Here is a 19,681-nt window from a genome sequence, read left to right as displayed (position 1 = left end):
ACGTTAAACCTCAATTATTAAACACAACCGAACCGGGTCGTCATAGCCCGAGCGCCGCTTAAACTTCCGAATTCCAAATAACCGTGATGTCGCCTGAATAGCCAAGACTGTCGCGCTGCAACATCTCTTCCACAACATCTTTGGCCACTTCAAAGTGCAAGGTTCCTGGCTTGCGATCGACATACAGAACAGGTTCGAATTTTTCGCTCCCGACACCATCCACCCGCAATCGGCGGCGGCTCACCGATTGCCGTTCAGCGTCGGTTAAACCGCTGGGCAAACTCACCGAGACCTCCACCGGCACTCGATTGTTTTTATCGTCCTGTAGAGCGCAGGTACTGTTGGCCGCAGGATACTGACACTCCATGCTCATTTTGAACGGTACAGAGGTCCAGATATTAAAGGTTTGATCGCGAAACAACCGCGCGGGTCTTCGGCCTTGATTCAGCCAGACCTGCCAACCGCCTTCAGGCAGCAAGAGGACTTTATTGCCGCCCGGTGGAACTTCAACTTTAAAAATATGATCGACCTTCAGCGTGAAATTGAAAACCAGTTCGTTCTCGCTGGGAATCATAATGTCACCCAAGTCAAAGTCCATCATCGGACCGACGGTATAGCGCAAACTTCCGGTATAAATGCCCGACTTCATTTTCAGTGGATTGGGTGTGACCAGTTCATACATGAAACCCAGTTTTGAATAGGAGAAGCCTGGAATATCGAAGAGTGCTGTTTTTCCACATGCTTGCGGCACCCTCCAATAAAAGGTGGTGTGATACCTACCAGTGCTAGTGGTACTAGTTATGTTGTCACAAGGAGGCGAACCGTAAATCCAATGCCCGCGAGTAGGAAAAATCGTCGAGTTCGCCCATAAAACCCCATGTGCATCGAAATCATTTAGCTCAGGCCTTCCAGTCAACTCCTGCGCCGTGCGGCTTAGACGATACGTAGTACCGAGGCTGACTACACGGAGCTGGACTGTTTCTGATTGAGCCCCATTCTCATGAAGTACTTCTACATCACGCCATTGTGCCGGAATCTGAAACATGGGGCCCTTACGCAGGCTATGATTAGCCTGAATGGGAGCATCAGATTGGGCAGTAATATTACTTTCAAGACTGAACAGCCTTCTTTGATTACAAGTTACCGGAAACTGTGCGCAGTAACCACTAACGGGCGTTGTATTTTTGAAGCTGTTCAATCCTGGATTCGAAGGATCGGGTGTAAACTCCGCGCTAATCTCCACCACATCGGCCAAGACCGATGTTGTCAGTAGACCAGACACCATGGCGGTCAAGACGCTTACTTTGACTTTTCGTTTAATCTTGTCCAGTCCGTTCATGGTTTAACCCGCACTCTCGATTTTGTAAGTTGCATCCGCCAATGTCTCCGGCGAACAACGCAAGTCCCCGATCATCAACACATCGTTTTCCCGATGAGCACTGTCCGGATCGAGACGGAACTGGCAGAGCAACTGGTTGCCGGAGCGAACTTCCAGGGTGGGTGAGCCCGCGTTCATTTCCATGGAGAAGAAGCCGTCAATTTCGCTGACGCCACGACTGGCGTGATTGATGATGTGATGGCCCTTGAGCGGCTTGCCCTGGGGGTCGACCAGGCGCCCGAGCACGGTGACGGTTTTGCTGACGGTGATCTTGCGGTACTCCACGCCGCCCTTGTTCAGGTGATAGCTGGAACGGGCCGGTTGAATGGTGGCGGCAGGCACATGATTACCTTCAAAATCGAAGCTCACCGAGCTGCTTTTGTAAGCGGTGATGGGCACGAAGTTACGCCCCGGACGTAGCACTGCGTTTCCGCCACTCAAGTCGTCGGCACGCAGGGCGATGCCATCGATATCCGATTCCACATCGATGATCATGCCGGCACCATCGCGGTGGTACTGGCTGGTCATAACCATCTTGCGCGCGCCGACGGCCACGGTACTGTCCAGGTTAAGACCGCCGGTGAGATCATTGTTGAAAGACGAACGCTGAACAAAACCGTCGGCGTTGACCAGGTCCGATTGCATCGTTGCCATGGCATTCAAACCGACGCCGTAGGTATCGGTGATTGCCGTGGCCGAGACACTTTGCAGCAAGTGATCCTGAAGGTCTTTGCGATAGGTGATCGACGCATTGTTATCCCGGCCGCCATCACGGTCAGTACGGGTGCCGATGCTGCCGGAGATCTGCTCGCCCGGGCCGCCAAGGGCGATGTTGACGCTCAGGTCGATGCCCCGATTTCTGTCGTCACCCGAGCTGAAACTGCCGGGTCGGTCGAACAGAGACAACCGCCAGTTGGCATCGCTGCCAAACAGTTGGGTGCGTTGGGTCCAGCCAAGATCAACGCCCGTACCTTCAGTATTGCCTTCGCTGTGGGACACCCTGGCATTGACCGAGCTTTTGCTGGTCAACCGATGGTTGACCGATAGCGAAGAGTTACTGGTCTGACCGACAAACACATTGCGCTGCCGCACTCGCGTACCGTCCGGTAACGTGTCGTAGAGCCGGGTCGTGTCGAGCCAACTGCGGTTGTGGCTGGCGACGATGCTGCCGCTGCCATAGGAATAGAGCCCCTGCACGTCGAGGCCGGTGCCGTAGTCCTCGGTCTGGTAGACATTGGCATAGAGGCTGGCATTGTTGACGACCGCCCAGTCGACCGAGGTGCCGTATTGCAAGGCGTCACCCACCTGCCGCCCGCTCAGGCCCAGGATAACCCGTGGATGTAACAGGTAGTTGATCGCCGCACCGGCGGTCATGTCGCCGTCGTCCTGTTCGTCCCAATTACTGAGCACTTTGGATTCACGACCGGCGAACAGGTTGTAGCGCCAGCGCTCGTCGTGATTGCGCCAATTGCTGGGCTTATAGACCAGTTCCTGGGTGCTGGAGGTGATCTGACCGTCTTCGATCAGACGCACCTCCACTTCATAGATCCCTCCCGGCAACGGCCGGGTATCGAGGGTCTGCAACCCGGCGGGCACTGCCTGGGTGTTGATCAATAAACCATCACGGTAGATTTCCACCGAGCCTTGCCGATTGGCGGTGACGTAGATCGGATAGACCGCCGGTTTCGGATTATTGATGGCCAGACTGTCGGAGCTGCCGTACATGACGCCCAGCGCAGTGTCCGGGCTGGTGCCAAAGGTACGCGGCTGTCGGGTCAACCCCTCGGACGAGGGTGTGAAAAGCCCCAGGCGCAGGAAGCTGCCCTCCAGTTCGCGCTGAGTGTAAAGCTCATTCACCGAGTGGTAGAGCGTATCGTCTATACCGCCCAATCGGGACAATTGCATATTGATCGCTTGAGTCCAGTTGCCCAGGCTACTACTGGCCTCAAGACCATAGCGTCCACCCAGATCCTGATTCTGGCCACCGTTGAGGTTCAGTTGATTGCGCACGATCAAACCGGTGCTACCGCCCTCGGGCAATGCGTAGTACAGCTGTTCCTGGTCATCGCGCTCGGCATTTTCCGTGAGGATCGACACCAGCGAGTTTTCAAGGCTGTAGTGCACCGCCAACAGTTGTTCCGGGCATGTGGCTTTACAGCCGCCTAGTGCTACACCCTGTTTCAGATAGTTCGACCAAGTGTCGCGTTCGCTGGCCTTGATCGTGCTGTCACTGACATCAGCGAAGTCAACGAGGGTGATGCGATCGTCGCGGGTTAACACCACCATCGCCTCACCGAGAAATTGTTGGTCCAGTTCCACGCGCACCGCCAACGGCACATCAAAGAAGTGCTCCTCGAATTCGGTTGGCAAACCCTTGGCCTGCGCCAGCAAACTTCGAGGGGTATGGCGGTTTTCCTCTGACGCGGCCAGTGCATTTGCGCAAAAAAGCAAGGCAAGCGCCGTCGCGATGGGAGTCATCGGGAACATGAACTAAGTACTCTGAAGATAAGTGCGTTAAAACCCGATCGACAGGTAGTGATTACCCATCGACCGGTAAGCGTTAACGAAAAAGGACAAGCTTTAAGTCATAACCCTATTACGGGATGCGCGGGATGGCATCGAAGATCACAACCGGATTGGCCGTGTAAAGACCCGTTTGAGTGGCCAATGGTTTGGCCGCGGCAATCACTAGATCAGCGCGCATACCGCCGTTGGATTCGGCATCGCCTACCACTTCTTGAGAAGCTCCGGTCAAGGTCACGCCATTGAAGGTGTAGGTCAGTGCAATGTTGTTGGCACCGTTGAACAGAGGTTGCGGACCACCTTCCACATAAGCGCCAACCGAACCGTTGGTGTGCCGAACATCATAAGCCGCCCGCAGCGAGTTCAGAGTGCCATCCGCCAGGTTGTACGCCATATTTTCATCTTTACCGAAGTCAGGATTTACCGGTTGAGCGTGAAATACCTTACTTGGAATGGTGGCGCTGATATTGATAGAGCTACGCACTTCTTCTGCAGCAAACGCCATCGAGGAGCTCAATGCCAGAACAGCCAGAGGTGCAGCGAACGCGATTTTCTTGAACATCTTTCAGTACCTGTTTTTTAAATGATCGAAGAGTTGAAAGTTCATGAAGGGCAAAACCGTCACGAGCAGCTATTTGCTCAACTGAACTTTCAACGCCGAAAGATGATCGGTCAATTGGTCTGGAAAGTAAGCAGGCAAGTTCCTGCAAGTGCGTAGCCAAAGTGCTATCACCTTGGAAAGAAAAAACCTGAAACAACATAAAAATCAAAGTCTGACTGTAAGAGACAGACTACAAACCGCGCGTTATAAGGAATGACAAGCAAATACTAACGAAGGCACTTCTGTAAGACCAATACCACACGCCCCGCAATCAATAGGCGAAAACACGACATTAGAGAGTTAACACTAATTTTAAGTTTTTCACCTGCATTAACACCTACTATTTTTTCGATCTTGATGGCTTCCCATGGTGAATCAGATGGGACGGCCGCTGGTCGGGTGTTCTTGCGCCCTCGTTAAGATATATCTTAAGTTGTATCTAAACACGACGAGAGAAAGCAGAAAATGAGAGACCATCATTCCCCCCACCGTGAGCACGGCGATGGCCGCGACGGCTTCGAGAAACGTCCCCGCGAACGTAGCGGCCGCGGGCCCCGGGTGTTTGCCCCCGGCGATCTGAAGTTGTTGCTGCCGGCATTGATCGCCGAACAGCCGTGCCATGGCTACGACCTGATCCGCCAGATCGAAGGCATGTTCGAGGGCGCCTACTGCCCCAGCCCCGGCGTGATCTACCCGACCCTGACGTTCCTGGAAGAAAGCGAACTGATCCTGGGCGACGCCGAAGGCGGAAAAAAACGCTACACCATCACCGATGCCGGACGTCTATTCCTGCAAGAGCAAGCCGTTGCACTGGATGGCGTGCGCATGCGCATCGACGTCAGCAAGCGTTCACTGCGCGGCCATGATCGCCCGGCGGAAATCCATGAGGCTGTGCATAACCTGCGCCACGCCCTGCAAATGCACCATGGGCGCTGGAGCCCGGACGAAATCCTGCGGGTACGTGACCTGCTCAACAACACCGCCAAAGCCATTGTCGACGGCCCCGCCGTTCAAACCATTCAGGAGAACGCCGAATGACTGAAGTGATCGCATCGACCATTCACCGTGTCATGCACGACATCAAACGCCGTCGCCTGGAAGTGTTGCGCGTGGTCGACCTGACCCCGCGCATGCGCCGGATTACCTTGGGCGGCCCTGAATTGGCAGGTTTCGTCAGCCTGGGTACGGACGATCACGTCAAACTGTTGTTCCCGCAGAACGCCGAGCAGGCTGCGGCACTGGAAACCCTGGTGCTGGGCGCCGGCAAGGACAACGGTCCGCTGCCCGAAATGCGCGACTACACCCCGCGCCGCTATGACCTCGATACCCTGGAGCTGGACATCGACTTCGTGCTGCACGGCGACGGCCCTGCCTCGACTTGGGCCGAACAGGCCAAACCCGGCCAGTACCTGCACATCGGCGGGCCACGGGGTTCGATGATCGTGCCGGACATTTTCGACAGCTACTTGCTGATCGGCGACGAAACCGCCCTGCCCGCCATAGCCCGGCGCCTCGAAGGCCTTGCGGCCAACCGCCGTGCGCTGGTGATCGTAGAAGTGGAAAACGGCAAGGAGCAGCAAGTGCTGCACAGTGCGGCCGAGGTCAATGTGATCTGGGTGCTGCGCGAAGGTGGCAAGGACAATCTGCTGACAACTGTGCGCCAGATCCAGGTGCCGGCCGGCAGCCTGTACGCGTGGGTGGCGACCGAGAGCAAGGTGTCGCGGCAGATTCGTCGGGTGTTGCTCGACGAGCACGGGCTGGACGAGCAGTTCGTCAAGGCGGTTGGGTACTGGAAATTGGGGAATAGCGACGAGGAGTGACTGGAATCACAATGTGGCGAGGGGGCTTGCCCCCGTCCGGCTGCGAAGCAGTCGTAAAATCTGCTCGTACGGTGTTTCAGATAAAACCTCGTTGCAGGTTTTAGCACTGCTGCGCAGCGCAACGGGGGCAAGCCCCCTCGCCACAAAAAGCATTCCACACCGCCATATCCGCGGTTACCTTCGCGCCCGCCACCGATCCAGCCCGATCACCAGCAACGCAATCACCACAAACCCCGCCAACAACCCGCCGGCATTGATGAACACCTGTGGATAACCCAGTTTGTCCACATCCACGAAGGGATACGGGTAAACCGCCAGCAGATGCCCGCGCAACAAGGCATAGGCGAAATACAGCAGCGGATAAATCACCCACGGCGCGATATGCCACACGCGCAATGTGCCCTTGGGCACACAACGCCACCAATACCCCAGAAACAGCAGCGGCATGATGTCGTGCAACAGCTCATCGGCCAGCCATTGCCAGCCCTCGGGGTGCCACAGGTGGCGCAGCAGCAGGTTGTAGGCGAGGCTCACCACGGCGATGCTCACGGCAATCCCACTGCTGACCCAGGGCTGCAGGAACCAGCGACGCCCGGCTGACTCGCGGGATGTCCATTCACAGGTCAGCACGGTCGCCACCAGGGTGTTGCTCAGCACGGTGAAATAGCTGAAAAAACTCATCAGCCCGCCGATCAGGCTGGCGCCCAGCGTCCAGCGTGAATGGAAAATCAGGTACATCTGGATGCTCAATCCCGCCCAGCCGAGCAGAGCAGCCACGGCCACAAAACGACGGCGAAACGCAGACGGGTCGGCCATGTTCAAAGCGGTCGTTTGGTGCGCATCAACTTCACATACAGGCGTTCAACCTTCTCCCGCGCCCACGGAGTCTTGCGCAGGAACGTCAGGCTCGACTTGATACTCGGTTCGCTCTTGAAGCAGCGGATATCGATGCGCTCGGCCAGCCCCGACCACTCGTAGTGTTCAACCAGCGCGTTGAGGATCTGTTCCAGCGTCACGCCATGCAACGGATCGGTGTTGTGTTCGGTCATGCCGGGCCTTCGAGCAGAGTGGGAATTGGAAGCCGCGCACCTTAGCCGAGGGCTTCGTCGGGTGGAAGCGATCTGTTAAATGTAGGTGATCTTGGGATCCTGCAATTCTGTAGGAGCGAGCTTGCTCGCGAAAAACGCAACGACGCCGCTGGGTATCTGGTTTGACGCGTTATCGTTCACGACCATCGCGAGCAAGCTCGCTCCTACAAAGAGCTGACTGTTACCAAATCCGAAACGATGCATGTCAGCAAAAGCTCTTTCTCTATTTGTAACAGAACATTATCCTTACGCCCCGCTGCCTGCTGAAACGCTTCCGCTTTCGCTTCACGCCTGCTGCTTTCCGTTTATCCCCCAGAAAAGATCAAGAACTCCGTCTCTATGCCTGACTTTAAATCTTTGCGAGACAGCGCTGTCTTTGCAACTACTGCCCACCGGAACATCCTGCCCCTGATCGGTGGTCTCACCGCGCTGGGCCTTGCCTCCTGCGTTCAGGCGGCGCCTGCCTTCGATAGCGATTCACCGTGGATGCTCGGCGACTGGAACGGCACTCGCACAGAACTCGCGGAAAAAGGCTACGACTTCAAAGTCGATTACACCGGTGAAATGGGCAGCAATCTGCACGGCGGCTACGACCACGACCGCACGGCGCGCTACAGCGACCAGTTCGGCCTGGGCACCCATCTGGACTTGCAGAAAATCCTCGGCTGGGACGACGCCGAGTTCCAGTTGACCATCACCGAACGCAGCGGCAACAACATCAGCAACGACCGCATCAACGATCCGCGTGTCGGCGGCTTCACCTCGGCCCAGGAAGTCTGGGGCCGCGGCCAGACCTGGCGCCTGACGCAGATGTGGTATCAGCAGAAATTCTTCGATGAGAAATTCGACATCAAGGTTGGCCGCTTCGGCGAAGGTGAAGATTTCAACAGCTTCCCCTGTGACTTCCAGAACCTGGCGTTCTGCGGCTCCCAGGTGGGCAACTGGGCGGGCGACATCTGGTACAACTGGCCGGTCAGCCAGTGGGCGTTACGGGTCAAATATCACCTGACGCCGGAGTTGTACGCGCAGATCGGCGCGTATGAACAGAACCCGTCGAACCTTGACCGCGACAACGGCTTCAAGCTCAGCGGCAGCGGCACCCAGGGCGCGGTCCTGCCGGTGGAGCTGGTGTGGACGCCGAAGCTCAACGGCCTGCCGGGTGAATACCGCGCCGGTTACTACTACAGCAGCGCCAGCGCCACCGACGTCTACAAGGACAGCAATGGCCAGCCTGCCGCCCTGAGCGGCGAAGCCTACCGCAGCGCGTCGAGCAAACACGGCATGTGGCTGGGCCTTCAGCAGCAGGTCACCAGCCTCGCCAGCGACCACTCCCGGGGCTTGAGCCTGTTCGCCAACGGCACGATGCACGACAAGAAGACCAACGCCATCGACAACTACGTCCAGGCAGGCCTCGTCTACAAAGGCCCGTTCGACGCGCGCGCCCGGGACGACATCGGCTTTGCCATGGCCCGTGTCCACGTCAACCCGGCCTTTCGCAAGAATGCCGAGGCGACCAACCAGGCCAATGTCGTCTTCGACTACGACAATCCGTCCTACCTGCCGCCCCAGGACACCGAATACAGCGCCGAACTCTATTACGGCGTGCACGTGACCAACTGGCTGACCGTGCGCCCGAACCTGCAATACATCCGCCATCCCGGTGGCGTGAACGAGGTTGATGATGCGCTGATCGGCGGGATCAAGGTCCAGTCGTCGTTCTAGAAAACACCGAAAAACCCCTGTAGGAGCGTGCCTGCTCGCGATGGTCGTGAACGATAACGCTGCGAACCTGACTCCCCGCGTCGTTCTCAGGTTTTTCGCGAGCAAGCTCGCTCCTACAACATGCCCGCACAAGATCGTCATCTACAGTGAACTTGCGCAGGACTACTTGAAACGTCACGGAGAATCACACTATGAGCACTGATAGTGCCTCGAGTCGAAGCCGTCTTTGGCCGACCCTGCTCGGCATTCTGCTTCTACTGATGGGCCTGGCCATGCTGGCCGGGGGGATCAAGCTGAGCATGCTTGGCGGCTCGCTGTATTACCTGCTGGCCGGTATCGGCATCGCGTTGAGCGGCGTGCTGCTGATCGCCGCCCGCCGCGCCGCGCTGGGCCTGTACGCACTGGTGCTGTTCGCCAGCACTGTTTGGGCGCTGTGGGAAGTCGGCCTCGACTGGTGGCAACTGGTGCCGCGCCTGGCGCTTTGGTTCGCCCTCGGTGTGGTGATGCTGCTGCCGTGGTTCCGTCGTCCATTGCTGATCAACGGCCCTGCCCCCATGGGCACCGGCGCCTTGAGCGTGGCCGTGGTCCTGGCCGGTGTCACCGCCGTGGCCAGCCAGTTCACCCATCCGGGCGAGACCCTCGGCGAGTTGGGTCGTGACTCGGCTGACATGAGCAGCACTGCGCCGCAAATGCCCGAAGGCGACTGGCAGGCCTATGGCCGCAGCGAATTCGGTGACCGCTACTCGCCGCTCAAGCAGATCACCCCGGCCAACGTCGGCAAGCTGCAAGAAGCCTGGCGTATCCAGACCGGCGATCTGCCGACCGCCGACGACCCGGTGGAACTGACCAACGAAAACACCCCGCTCAAGGCTAACGGCATGCTCTATGCCTGCACCGCCCATAGCAGGGTGCTGGCGCTGGACCCGGACACCGGCAAGGAACTGTGGCGTTTCGACCCGCAGATCAAGAGCCCGGTGGGCTTCAAGGGCTTCGCCCACATGACCTGCCGTGGCGTGTCGTACTACGACGAAGCGGCCTACGCCAAGTCTGAAAACGCTGCCTCCGCAGTGATTTCCGAGGCCGGCAAAGCCGTCGCCCAGGCCTGCCCGCGTCGTCTGTACCTGCCAACCGCCGATGCACGCCTGATCGCACTCAATGCCGACACCGGCAAGGTCTGCGAAGGTTTCGGTAAAAACGGTGTGGTTGACCTGACTCAAGGCATCGGACCGTTCACCCCCGGTGGCTACTACTCCACCTCGCCGGCAGCGATCACCCGTGACCTGGTGATCATGGGCGGCCACGTCACCGACAACGAGTCGACCAACGAGCCATCCGGTGTGATCCGTGCCTTTGACGTACACGACGGTCATCTGGTGTGGAACTGGGACAGCAACAATCCCGACGCGACCGAACCGCTGCCAGAGGGCGAACACTACAGCCGCAACTCGGCCAACATGTGGTCGCTGGCCAGCGTCGATGAAAAACTCGGCATGGTCTACCTGCCACTGGGCAACCAGACTCCTGACCAGTGGGGCGCAGACCGCACCCCGGGCGCCGAGAAGTTCAGTGCCGGCCTGGTCGCGCTGGATCTGGCCACCGGCAAGGTGCGCTGGAACTACCAGTTCACTCACCACGACCTGTGGGACATGGACGTCGGCAGCCAGCCAACCCTGCTGGACATGAAAACCGCCGACGGCGTGAAACCTGCGCTGATCGCCCCGACCAAACAGGGTAGCCTGTACGTCCTCGACCGTCGCGACGGCACGCCGATCATCCCGATCCGCGAAATTCCCGTGCCGCAAGGCGCGGTGAAAGGCGACCACACCGCACCGACCCAGGCCCGTTCGGACCTGAACCTGCTGGCCCCGGAACTGACCGAAAAAGCCATGTGGGGCGCCAGCCCGTTTGACCAGATGCTGTGCCGCATCCAGTTCAAGGAACTGCGTTACGAAGGTCAGTACACCCCGCCGTCGGAACAGGGCAGCCTGATCTATCCGGGTAACGTCGGCGTCTTCAACTGGGGCGGAGTTTCGGTCGACCCGGTTCGCCAGATGCTGTTCACCAGCCCGAACTACATGGCCTTCGTCTCGAAAATGGTGCCACGCGCCGAAGTCGCGGCCGACAGCAAGCGCGAGAGCGAAACCGCGGGCGTGCAACCGAACACGGGTGCACCTTACGCGGTGATCATGCACCCGTTCATGTCGCCGCTCGGCGTACCGTGCCAGGCTCCGGCCTGGGGCTACGTGGCGGGCATCGACCTGACCACAAGCAAAGTCGTGTGGAAACGCAAGAACGGCACCAGCCGCGACAGCTCGCCATTGCCTATCGGCCTGCCACTCGGCGTGCCAAGCATGGGCGGCTCGATGGTCACCGCCGGCGGCGTCGGCTTCCTCAGCGGCACGCTGGATCAATACCTGCGCGCCTATGACGTCAACACCGGCAACGAGCTTTGGAAATCGCGCCTGCCGGCTGGCGGTCAGGCTACGCCGATGACCTACACCGGCAAGGACGGCAAGCAGTACGTGCTGTTGGTCGTCGGTGGCCACGGCTCACTGGGCACCAAGATGGGTGACTATGTGATTGCGTACAAACTGTCCGAGTAAGTTTTAGCGGCAGTCAAAAAAAGGCGACGCCCTCACAGGCGTCGCCTTTTTTATGGTCAGCATCGTCCCATTGTAGGAGCGAGCCTGCTCGCGATGAGGACATGGCAGACATCCTTGAAGTGACTGTCAGACCGCTATCGCGAGCAGGCTCGCTCCTACAATTGAACGGTGTCGAGCCGAATCCCAGCTAACCTGTCTCTGCGCTGAACACACCTGCGAAACACCGCGTCGCAGAAAATGACCGTTGAAACCACCGCCAACCTGCCCCATCTAAGACCCATACCCATTGCGCAGGTGCCCCCATGAGCGACCAGCAGGAATTCCCCGAAGACCCAAGCGAATACGCCGACCCGGAAAACACCCCGCACCACGCCCCCGGCAAAGGCCTCGCCCTGCCTGGCCAGAACCTGCCGGACAAGGTCTACATCATCCCGATCCACAACCGACCGTTTTTCCCGGCCCAGGTCCTGCCGGTCATCGTCAACGAAGAACCGTGGGCCGAGACCCTGGACCTGGTGGCCAAGTCCGAACACCACTCCCTGGCCCTGTTCTACGTGGACTCGCCCCAGGAAGACCCGCGCCATTTCGACACCTCGGCCCTGCCGCTCTACGGCACCCTGGTCAAGGTGCACCACGCCAGCCGCGAAAACGGCAAGCTGCAGTTCGTCGCCCAGGGCCTGACCCGCGTCCGCCTCAAGACCTGGCTCAAGCATCACCGCCCGCCGTACCTGGTGGAAGTCGAATACCCGCACCAGCCCACCGAGCCGACCGACGAGGTCAAGGCCTACGGCATGGCGCTGATCAATGCGATCAAGGAGCTTCTGCCGCTCAACCCGCTGTACAGCGAAGAGCTGAAGAACTACCTCAACCGTTTCAGCCCCAACGATCCGTCGCCGCTGACCGATTTCGCCGCCGCGCTGACCTCGGCCACAGGCAGTGAGCTGCAGGAAGTGCTCGACTGCGTGCCGATGCTCAAGCGCATGGAAAAAGTCCTGCCGATGCTGCGCAAGGAAGTCGAGGTCGCGCGCCTGCAAAAAGAAATTTCCGCCGAAGTTAACCGCAAGATCGGTGAACATCAGCGCGAGTTCTTCCTCAAGGAACAACTCAAGGTCATCCAGCAGGAGCTGGGGCTGACCAAGGACGACCGCAGCGCCGACCTCGAACAGTTCGAGCAGCGGCTGGTGGGTAAAGTCCTGCCGGCGCTGGTGCAGAAACGCCTAGAAGAGGAAATGAACAAGCTGTCGATCCTCGAAACCGGCTCGCCGGAATATGCGGTGACCCGCAATTACATCGACTGGGCGACCTCGGTGCCGTGGGGCGTGTACGGCGAGGACAAACTCGACCTCAAGCACGCGCGCAAGGTGCTGGACAAACACCACGCCGGCCTCGATGACATCAAGGACCGCATCCTCGAATTCCTCGCGGTCGGCGCCTATAAGGGCGAGATCAGCGGTTCCATCGTATTGCTGGTGGGGCCACCGGGCGTGGGCAAGACCAGCGTCGGCAAATCCATCGCCGAATCTCTGGGCCGGCCGTTCTACCGCTTCAGCGTCGGCGGCATGCGCGACGAAGCCGAGATCAAGGGTCATCGCCGCACCTACATTGGCGCACAGCCGGGCAAACTGGTGCAGGCGTTGAAGGACGTCGAAGTGATGAATCCGGTGATCATGCTCGACGAGATCGACAAGATGGGCCAGAGCTACCAGGGCGACCCGGCCTCGGCGCTGCTGGAAACCCTCGATCCAGAGCAGAACGTCGAATTCCTCGACCACTATCTGGACTTGCGTCTGGACCTGTCGAAAGTGCTGTTCGTGTGCACCGCCAACACCCTCGATTCGATCCCAGGCCCGCTGTTGGACCGGATGGAAGTGATTCGCCTGTCGGGTTACATCACCGAAGAAAAAGTCGCCATCGCCAAGCGTCACCTTTGGCCCAAGCAGCTTGAGAAAGCCGGCGTGTCCAAGGGCAGCCTGAGCATCAGCGACAGCGCGCTCAAGGCGCTGGTCGACGGTTATGCCCGTGAATCCGGCGTGCGCCAACTGGAAAAAAACCTCGGCAAACTGGTGCGCAAAGCGGTGATGAAACTGCTCGACGAACCGCAAGCCGTGATCAAGCTCGGCCCGAAAGACCTGGAGGCCTCACTCGGCAGACCGGTGTTCCGCAACGAGCAGGTGCTGTCGGGTGTCGGCGTGATCACTGGCCTTGCCTGGACCAGCATGGGCGGTGCGACCCTGCCGATCGAAGCCACGCGCATCCACACCCTCAACCGTGGCTTCAAGCTCACCGGGCAACTGGGTGACGTGATGAAAGAGTCGGCGGAGATCGCCTACAGCTACGTCAGCTCGCACCTGAAGTCCTATGGCGGCGATCCGAAATTCTTCGACGAAGCCTTCGTCCACCTGCACGTACCGGAAGGCGCCACGCCGAAGGACGGCCCGAGCGCCGGCGTGACCATGGCCAGCGCCCTGCTGTCGCTGGCGCGCAACCAGCCACCGAAAAAAGGCGTGGCCATGACCGGTGAATTGACGTTGACCGGGCATGTACTGCCGATTGGCGGGGTGCGGGAAAAGGTGATTGCGGCGCGGCGGCAGAAGATTTTCGAACTGATTCTGCCGGAGGCCAACCGAGGGAATTTCGAGGAACTGCCGGAGTATTTGAAGGAAGGCATTACCGTGCACTTTGCCAAGAAGTTTGCAGATGTGGCGAAGGTGTTGTTCTGACAGTCATGTAGCGCCTGCACCACCGCTATCGCGAGCAGGCTCGCTCCTACAGGGTTTTGCGATGAACACACAATTTGTGAACACCGCCAACCACTGTAGGAGTGAGCCTGCTCGCGATGGCGTCAGCCCTGCCACCGCTTCCTTCCGTGGCTGTCACAATTTGTCTCATCTCGGTTATGCTCGCCGTTCGTCGTGAACGCCGGAGCCCCTGACCCCATGTCCCCCATTCGCCTGCTTGTCCCCCTCGCACTCGCCTTGCTGGCCGCTTGCGCCACGCAACCCGCCCACAACGTGACCGTGGAAAAACAAAGCGAATGTCCGGTTCAGCTCAGCAACGGGCAAAACCTGATCCTGACCCTGCCGAGCAATCCGAGCACGGGCTATCGCTGGGCGATCCAGGATTCGGCCGGCGGCGTGTTGCACACCCTGGGGCCAGAGGTTTATCGAAATCCGGAAGATGCCGGCATCGTCGGCGCGGCCGGGGTCTCGACCTGGCGCTTTCAGGCTTTTGCGCCCGGCACCGGACGTTTGCGCCTGACCTCGCAGCAACCATGGGCGCCGGAAGTGCTGCCCGTGGAGTCGTTCGACTGCGCGATCTCGGTCAACTGACCGTGGGCTGGCTGATTCTGGCGCTGATGGGCGCAGTGACCTTCCTTTATGGCGTGAGCGTGCATGCCTCCCTGCTGTGCCTGCTGGTCAAGCCGCTGCCGGTGCTGGCCCTGCTCGGGTGGCTGCATGACGCACCGCCCGGCGAATATCGGCGGTGGATCAGCCTGGGGTTGATTTTCTCCCTGGTCGGCGACGTGTTGCTGGCGTGGCCGGGGGACTTGTTCGTGTTTGGCCTTGGCGCGTTTCTGGTCGCGCATCTGTCTTATCTCAAGGCTTATCTGAGCGATTGCCGACGCCTGGCCGTGCTGCCGCTGGTGCTGGCCCTCGGTGTCGGTGCCGTCCTGTTGGGGATTTTGATTTCCAACGGCCTCGGCCCATTGCTGGTGCCCGTGATTGTCTACGGCACGGCGATCAGCACCATGCTCTGGCGCGCCCTGGCCCGACTCGGGACCGACGTGCCCAAACGCTCTGCGCTGCTGGCGGCGGCGGGCGCAGTGGCGTTCGTGTTCTCCGACAGCGTGATCGGCATCAGCCGGTTTGTGGTGCCGTTCGACGCGGCGCCTTATGTGATTATCCTCAGTTATTGGCTGGGGCAATGGGGTATCACTGCCTCGGCTTTCTCCCAAAGAACACGCTAACCCCTGTGGCGAGGGAGCTTGCTCCCGCTCGGCTGCGCAGCAGTCGCTATCCCGGCAAACCAGTTTGAATGGTTTTGGGGTCGCTGCGCGGCCCAGCGGGAGCAAGCTCCCTCGCCACAATGGTGTTTCTCTCCATAAATCATAGTGAGCCCACCGCTTTATCAGACAACCCGCGCATCCCCGCGCCAACTTGGCTAAAATGCCGGCCTTTTCCACCTACACCGCTGGAACCGCCGTGAGCAAAGAACCCGATCGCCTTTTCGCCCAGCCTTTGGCCCAAGTGCCTGACTTCGCCTTCAACGAGGACGTGGTGCGGGTGTTCCCGGACATGATCAAGCGTTCGGTGCCGGGTTATCCGACCATCGTCGAAAACCTCGGCGTGCTCGCCGCGCAGTTCGCCCAACCCAACAGCGTGCTCTACGACCTCGGTTCGTCGCTGGGTGCCGTGACCCAGGCCCTGCGCCGGCACGTGCGCACCGATGGTTGCCGCGTCATCGCTGTGGATAACTCCGCAGCAATGGTCGAACGCTGCCGCGAGTACCTCAACGGGCAGGATTCGATGTTCCAGGAGCTGCTGCCGGTCGAGGTGATCGAAGGCGACATCCTCGCGCTGGAGTTCCAGCCGGCCTCGGTGGTAGCGCTGAACTTCACCCTGCAATTCATCGCCCCGGACCAGCGCACGGCGTTGCTGTCGCGCATCCGTCAGTCGCTGTTGCCCGGCGGTGCCCTGATCCTCTCGGAAAAACTGCGCTTCGAAGACGAGCAGGAACACGCGTTGCTCTCCGACCTGCACATCGCCTTCAAACGCGCCAACGGCTACAGCGAGCTGGAAATCGCCCAGAAGCGCAGCGCCATCGAAAACGTCATGAAGCCCGACAGCCTCGAAGAACACCGCGAACGCCTGCTGGCCGCCGGGTTCTCGAAAGTCGTGCCGTGGTTCCAGTGTCTTAACTTTGCCTCGTTGATTGCCTTGCCATGATTGATCTGTCCCCCCTCGCCCGCCGTTTGGCCGGCACCCCGCTGGCCGATTGGGCCAACACCCTGCAGGCGCAACTCGACAAGAAAATGGAAAAGGGCCACGGCGACCTTGAGCGCTGGCAAAGCGCGCTGGACGCCTTGCCGAAGATCCAGCCGAGCGAAGTCGATCTGCTCAACGGCTTGAAGCTGGACACCGATTGCGACGATGCAACCCGTGCGCAAATGCGCACCGCGCTGATGGGCCTGTCGCCATGGCGCAAGGGGCCATTCGACCTGTTCGGCGTGCACGTCGACACCGAATGGCGCTCGGACTGGAAATGGTCGCGGGTTGCCCCGCACCTGGATCTCAAGGGCAAGCGCATCCTCGATGTTGGCTGCGGCAACGGCTATTACATGTGGCGCATGCTCGGCGCCGGCGCAGACAGCGTGATCGGTGTCGACCCGAACTGGTTGTTCTTCTGCCAGTTCCAGGCCGTGCAGCGTTACTTGTCCGAGCCGAATGCCTGGCACCTGCCCTTCCCGTTCGAAGACCTGCCGCCGAACCTCGAAGGGTTCGACACGGTGTTTTCCATGGGCGTGTTCTACCACCGCCGTTCGCCCATCGAGCATTTGCTGGCGCTGAAGGATTGCCTGGTCAAGGGTGGGGAACTGGTGCTGGAAACCCTGGTGGTCGAAGGCGACAAGCATCAGGTGCTGGTGCCGGAAGACCGATACGCGCAGATGCGCAACGTGTGGTTCCTGCCGTCGGTGCCGGCGCTGGAACTGTGGTTGCGTCGTGCCGGGTTCACCGATGTGAAGTGCGTGGACGTGAGCACCACCACGGTCGAGGAACAGCGAGGGACGGAGTGGATGAAGTATCAGTCTCTCAGCGATTTCCTCGATCCCGAGGATCACAGCAAGACCGTTGAAGGGCTGCCGGCGCCGATGCGGGCGGTTATCGTCGCCCGCAAATAATTGTCCCGATGGAGATCCCTGTAGGAGCGAGCCTGCTCGCGATAGCGGTCTGTCATTCAACATCATCGCTGACTGTCAGGCCCTCATCGCGAGCAGGCTCACTCCTACAATGGGTTTTGTGTTCAGTCTGATGGTTTGGCGCGGCGGGCCTTGAAGAACTCGCTCAACACCGCCCCGCACTCCTCCGCCAACACCCCGCCTTCATACACCACCCGGTGATTCAAAAAGCCTTGGGTAAAGAACTGCCCCTGGCTCTGCACGATACCGGCTTTCGGCTCCAGCGCGCCGTACACCACCCGCGCGATCCGCGAATGCACGATCAGCCCTGCGCACATGCTGCACGGCTCCAGGGTCACATACAGCGTGCTGCCCGGCAGTCGGTAGTTGCTCACGGCCTGGGCGGCGGCGCGGATTGCGACCATCTCGGCATGAGCGCTCGGGTCGCTGCTGCTGATAGGGCAATTGAAGCCGCGACCGATGATCTCTCCATCCTGCACCAGTACCGCGCCCACGGGCACTTCGCCGAGGGCCGCGCCTTGGGCTGCCAGTGCCAGGGCCTCACGCATGAATTCGCGATCACGGCTGCGGTCGATGATGGCGGCGGGACGAATCTGACGCATCACGCCACCTCGATGGCGGCCATCAGGCCGGTTTCCATGTGGTCGATCACATGGCAGTGGAACATCCAGACACCGGGGTTATCCGCCACCAGCGCCACTTGCGCGCGTTCGTTCTTGCCCAGCAGATAGGTGTCGGTGAAATACGGAATCACCTTGTGCCGATTCGAGGCGATGACCTTGAAGCTCATGCCGTGCAGGTGAATCGGGTGTTGATACTGGGTCATGTTCTTCAATTCGAAAATGTAACTCTTGCCCTTCTCAAGCTTGGCAATCGGCCGGTCGGCGCAGGTCTTGTCGGTGATGTCCCAGGCCTTGCCGTTGATCTGCCACAGGCTCGGCGGCTTGCCGTTGTCGACATTGACCGACACCGAGCCTACCCATTCAAAATTGAAGTTGAGTTTCTCGGCATTGGCCAGGTCCGGCTCAGCTACCGGGTTGGCGGGCAGCGCGGGTGGCCATTCGGTCGGCGCATCGCTATTGGGCACCGAGCGCAAAGTGCCCAGGCGCACCGGACCGTTACGCAACGACAGCTCTTCACCCGCCGCCGGGGCCTTGATTGCCAGGCAAATGCGCATGCCGGGGCCGAGCCAGTATTCCTTGCCCAGGGGCCGAGGCTCGACCGGGTTGCCGTCCAGCGCATAGATTTGCGCTTCAACGCCGGGAATATTCAGGCGATAGGTCAGGGTGTTGTCGAGATTGAGCAGACGCACCCGGGTGATCTGCCCGGCAGGCAGTTCAATGACCGGCTGCGGCACCCCGTTGATGGTCGAAAGGCGCCCCGCCGTACCACCACGCGCCGCTTCACGGGGAATGCTGAAGTCGACGAAATTGCCCTGCTCATCGATGTGCCAGTTTTTCAGGCTCAAGGTCTTTTCGTACTTGAACCCCGTGGGCTCGCGTTCGTCGATGATCAACGGACCGACCAGACCACGGCCGAGCTCTTCGCTGCTGCTCACATGCGGGTGATACCAGTAGCTGCCGGCATCCGGCACACGGAATTTGTAATCGAAGTATTCACCCGGCAGCACCGGCAATTGCGACACGTAAGGCACACCGTCCATTTCCAGCGGCAGGCGGATGCCATGCCAGTGAATGGTGGTGGCGACTGGCAGATGGTTGATGAAGCGCACCCGCAGCCATTCACCCTGGCGCACCCGCAATTCGGTGCCCGGCGCCGACGGGCCGAATGCCCAGGCCTGGGTCTTGTGCCCGGCGACCAGCTCGACATCCAGCGGCGCTGCGATCAGCTCGTAGTCGTGGCCCGCCTCGGCGTCAGCCATCTTGCCCAGCCAGTAGCGCGACGCGCCCCCCGCACCGACACCAACGACAACAAGACCGGCCAGGCCACCGAGGATTTGGCGACGGGTAAACGACATGAACTCAACTACCTCACTTGAACGCGGCAGGCCCTGGGCCCGCAAAAGGCG

General features: G+C 59.8%; 16 protein-coding genes. 9 read left to right on the top strand and 7 right to left on the bottom strand.

Features of this window, described 5'->3' with window-relative positions:
* Window positions 1-58: 58 nt before the first annotated feature.
* The 3 genes from AC3IX1_RS05385 to AC3IX1_RS05375 form a co-directional block, all read right to left on the bottom strand.
* A complete protein-coding gene (locus AC3IX1_RS05385; RefSeq protein ID WP_489387404.1) occupies window positions 59-1,339 on the bottom strand; it encodes a hypothetical protein in 1,281 nt (426 codons plus the stop codon).
* A 3-nt stretch (window positions 1,340-1,342) separates the two neighbouring features.
* A complete protein-coding gene (locus AC3IX1_RS05380) occupies window positions 1,343-3,865 on the bottom strand; it encodes a CS1-pili formation C-terminal domain-containing protein (RefSeq protein ID WP_489387403.1) in 2,523 nt (840 codons plus the stop codon).
* 109 nt (window positions 3,866-3,974) lie between these two features.
* Window positions 3,975-4,463, bottom strand: coding sequence for a CS1 type fimbrial major subunit (locus AC3IX1_RS05375; RefSeq protein WP_489387402.1), 489 nt, complete (start codon window positions 4,461-4,463; stop codon window positions 3,975-3,977).
* 504 nt (window positions 4,464-4,967) lie between these two features.
* Between AC3IX1_RS05375 and AC3IX1_RS05370 the strand changes: the two genes are divergently transcribed.
* Together AC3IX1_RS05370 and AC3IX1_RS05365 are read left to right on the top strand one after the other, a co-directional pair.
* Window positions 4,968-5,540, top strand: a complete 573-nt coding sequence (locus AC3IX1_RS05370) for a PadR family transcriptional regulator (RefSeq protein WP_489387401.1) — start codon at window positions 4,968-4,970, stop codon at window positions 5,538-5,540.
* Window positions 5,537-6,322 (top strand): siderophore-interacting protein, encoded by a 786-nt coding sequence (locus tag AC3IX1_RS05365; protein ID WP_489387400.1) that lies wholly within the window; start codon window positions 5,537-5,539, stop codon window positions 6,320-6,322. Before AC3IX1_RS05370 ends, AC3IX1_RS05365 begins: the two co-directional genes overlap by 4 nt.
* Before the next feature lie 174 nt (window positions 6,323-6,496).
* Here the strand turns inward: AC3IX1_RS05365 and AC3IX1_RS05360 are convergent, their stop codons facing one another.
* Together AC3IX1_RS05360 and AC3IX1_RS05355 are read right to left on the bottom strand one after the other, a co-directional pair.
* On the bottom strand, window positions 6,497-7,138 hold the full coding sequence (locus AC3IX1_RS05360) for a Pr6Pr family membrane protein (RefSeq protein ID WP_489387399.1): 642 nt from the start codon (window positions 7,136-7,138) through the stop codon (window positions 6,497-6,499).
* Between the two features lie 2 nt (window positions 7,139-7,140).
* Complete coding sequence (locus AC3IX1_RS05355; RefSeq protein ID WP_046041003.1) at window positions 7,141-7,371, bottom strand: VF530 family protein; 231 nt, start codon at window positions 7,369-7,371, stop codon at window positions 7,141-7,143.
* Between the two features lie 378 nt (window positions 7,372-7,749).
* On the opposite strand from AC3IX1_RS05355, the gene AC3IX1_RS05350 reads away from it, so the two are divergent.
* The 7 genes from AC3IX1_RS05350 to cmoB all read left to right on the top strand — a co-directional run bounded on the left by AC3IX1_RS05350 (window position 7,750) and on the right by cmoB (window position 17,634).
* Window positions 7,750-9,132 carry a carbohydrate porin gene (locus tag AC3IX1_RS05350; protein ID WP_489387398.1) on the top strand — a complete coding sequence of 461 codons (1,383 nt, stop codon included), beginning with the start codon at window positions 7,750-7,752 and terminating at the stop codon, window positions 9,130-9,132.
* Between the two features lie 191 nt (window positions 9,133-9,323).
* On the top strand, window positions 9,324-11,735 hold the full coding sequence (locus AC3IX1_RS05345) for a glucose/quinate/shikimate family membrane-bound PQQ-dependent dehydrogenase (protein WP_489387397.1): 2,412 nt from the start codon (window positions 9,324-9,326) through the stop codon (window positions 11,733-11,735).
* A 302-nt stretch (window positions 11,736-12,037) separates the two neighbouring features.
* On the top strand, window positions 12,038-14,455 hold the full coding sequence (gene lon, locus AC3IX1_RS05340) for an endopeptidase La (protein ID WP_489387396.1): 2,418 nt from the start codon (window positions 12,038-12,040) through the stop codon (window positions 14,453-14,455).
* 216 nt (window positions 14,456-14,671) lie between these two features.
* Window positions 14,672-15,064 (top strand): protease inhibitor I42 family protein, encoded by a 393-nt coding sequence (locus AC3IX1_RS05335; protein ID WP_489387395.1) that lies wholly within the window; start codon window positions 14,672-14,674, stop codon window positions 15,062-15,064.
* Window positions 15,065-15,066: 2 nt separating this feature from the next.
* Window positions 15,067-15,702, top strand: a complete 636-nt coding sequence (locus AC3IX1_RS05330; RefSeq protein WP_489388691.1) for a lysoplasmalogenase — start codon at window positions 15,067-15,069, stop codon at window positions 15,700-15,702.
* Window positions 15,703-15,901: 199 nt separating this feature from the next.
* Window positions 15,902-16,681 carry a carboxy-S-adenosyl-L-methionine synthase CmoA gene (gene cmoA / locus AC3IX1_RS05325; RefSeq protein ID WP_489387394.1) on the top strand — a complete coding sequence of 260 codons (780 nt, stop codon included), beginning with the start codon at window positions 15,902-15,904 and terminating at the stop codon, window positions 16,679-16,681.
* On the top strand, window positions 16,678-17,634 hold the full coding sequence (gene cmoB / locus AC3IX1_RS05320) for a tRNA 5-methoxyuridine(34)/uridine 5-oxyacetic acid(34) synthase CmoB (protein ID WP_477776480.1): 957 nt from the start codon (window positions 16,678-16,680) through the stop codon (window positions 17,632-17,634). Before cmoA ends, cmoB begins: the two co-directional genes overlap by 4 nt.
* Before the next feature lie 122 nt (window positions 17,635-17,756).
* On the opposite strand, the gene tadA is transcribed toward cmoB, so the two are convergent.
* The gene (tadA, locus tag AC3IX1_RS05315; protein WP_489387393.1) at window positions 17,757-18,254 is read right to left on the bottom strand and encodes a tRNA adenosine(34) deaminase TadA; all 498 of its coding nucleotides are present in this window, start codon (window positions 18,252-18,254) and stop codon (window positions 17,757-17,759) included.
* Window positions 18,254-19,630 (bottom strand): multicopper oxidase family protein, encoded by a 1,377-nt coding sequence (locus AC3IX1_RS05310; protein ID WP_489387392.1) that lies wholly within the window; start codon window positions 19,628-19,630, stop codon window positions 18,254-18,256. The genes tadA and AC3IX1_RS05310 overlap by 1 nt, the downstream gene beginning before the upstream one ends.
* Window positions 19,631-19,681 lie beyond the last annotated feature (51 nt).

The organism is Pseudomonas sp. KH_046_2 (assembly GCF_057838985.1).
Note: the sequence above shows the minus strand (reverse complement) of the source record. Positions and strands in the feature narration are given on the sequence as shown.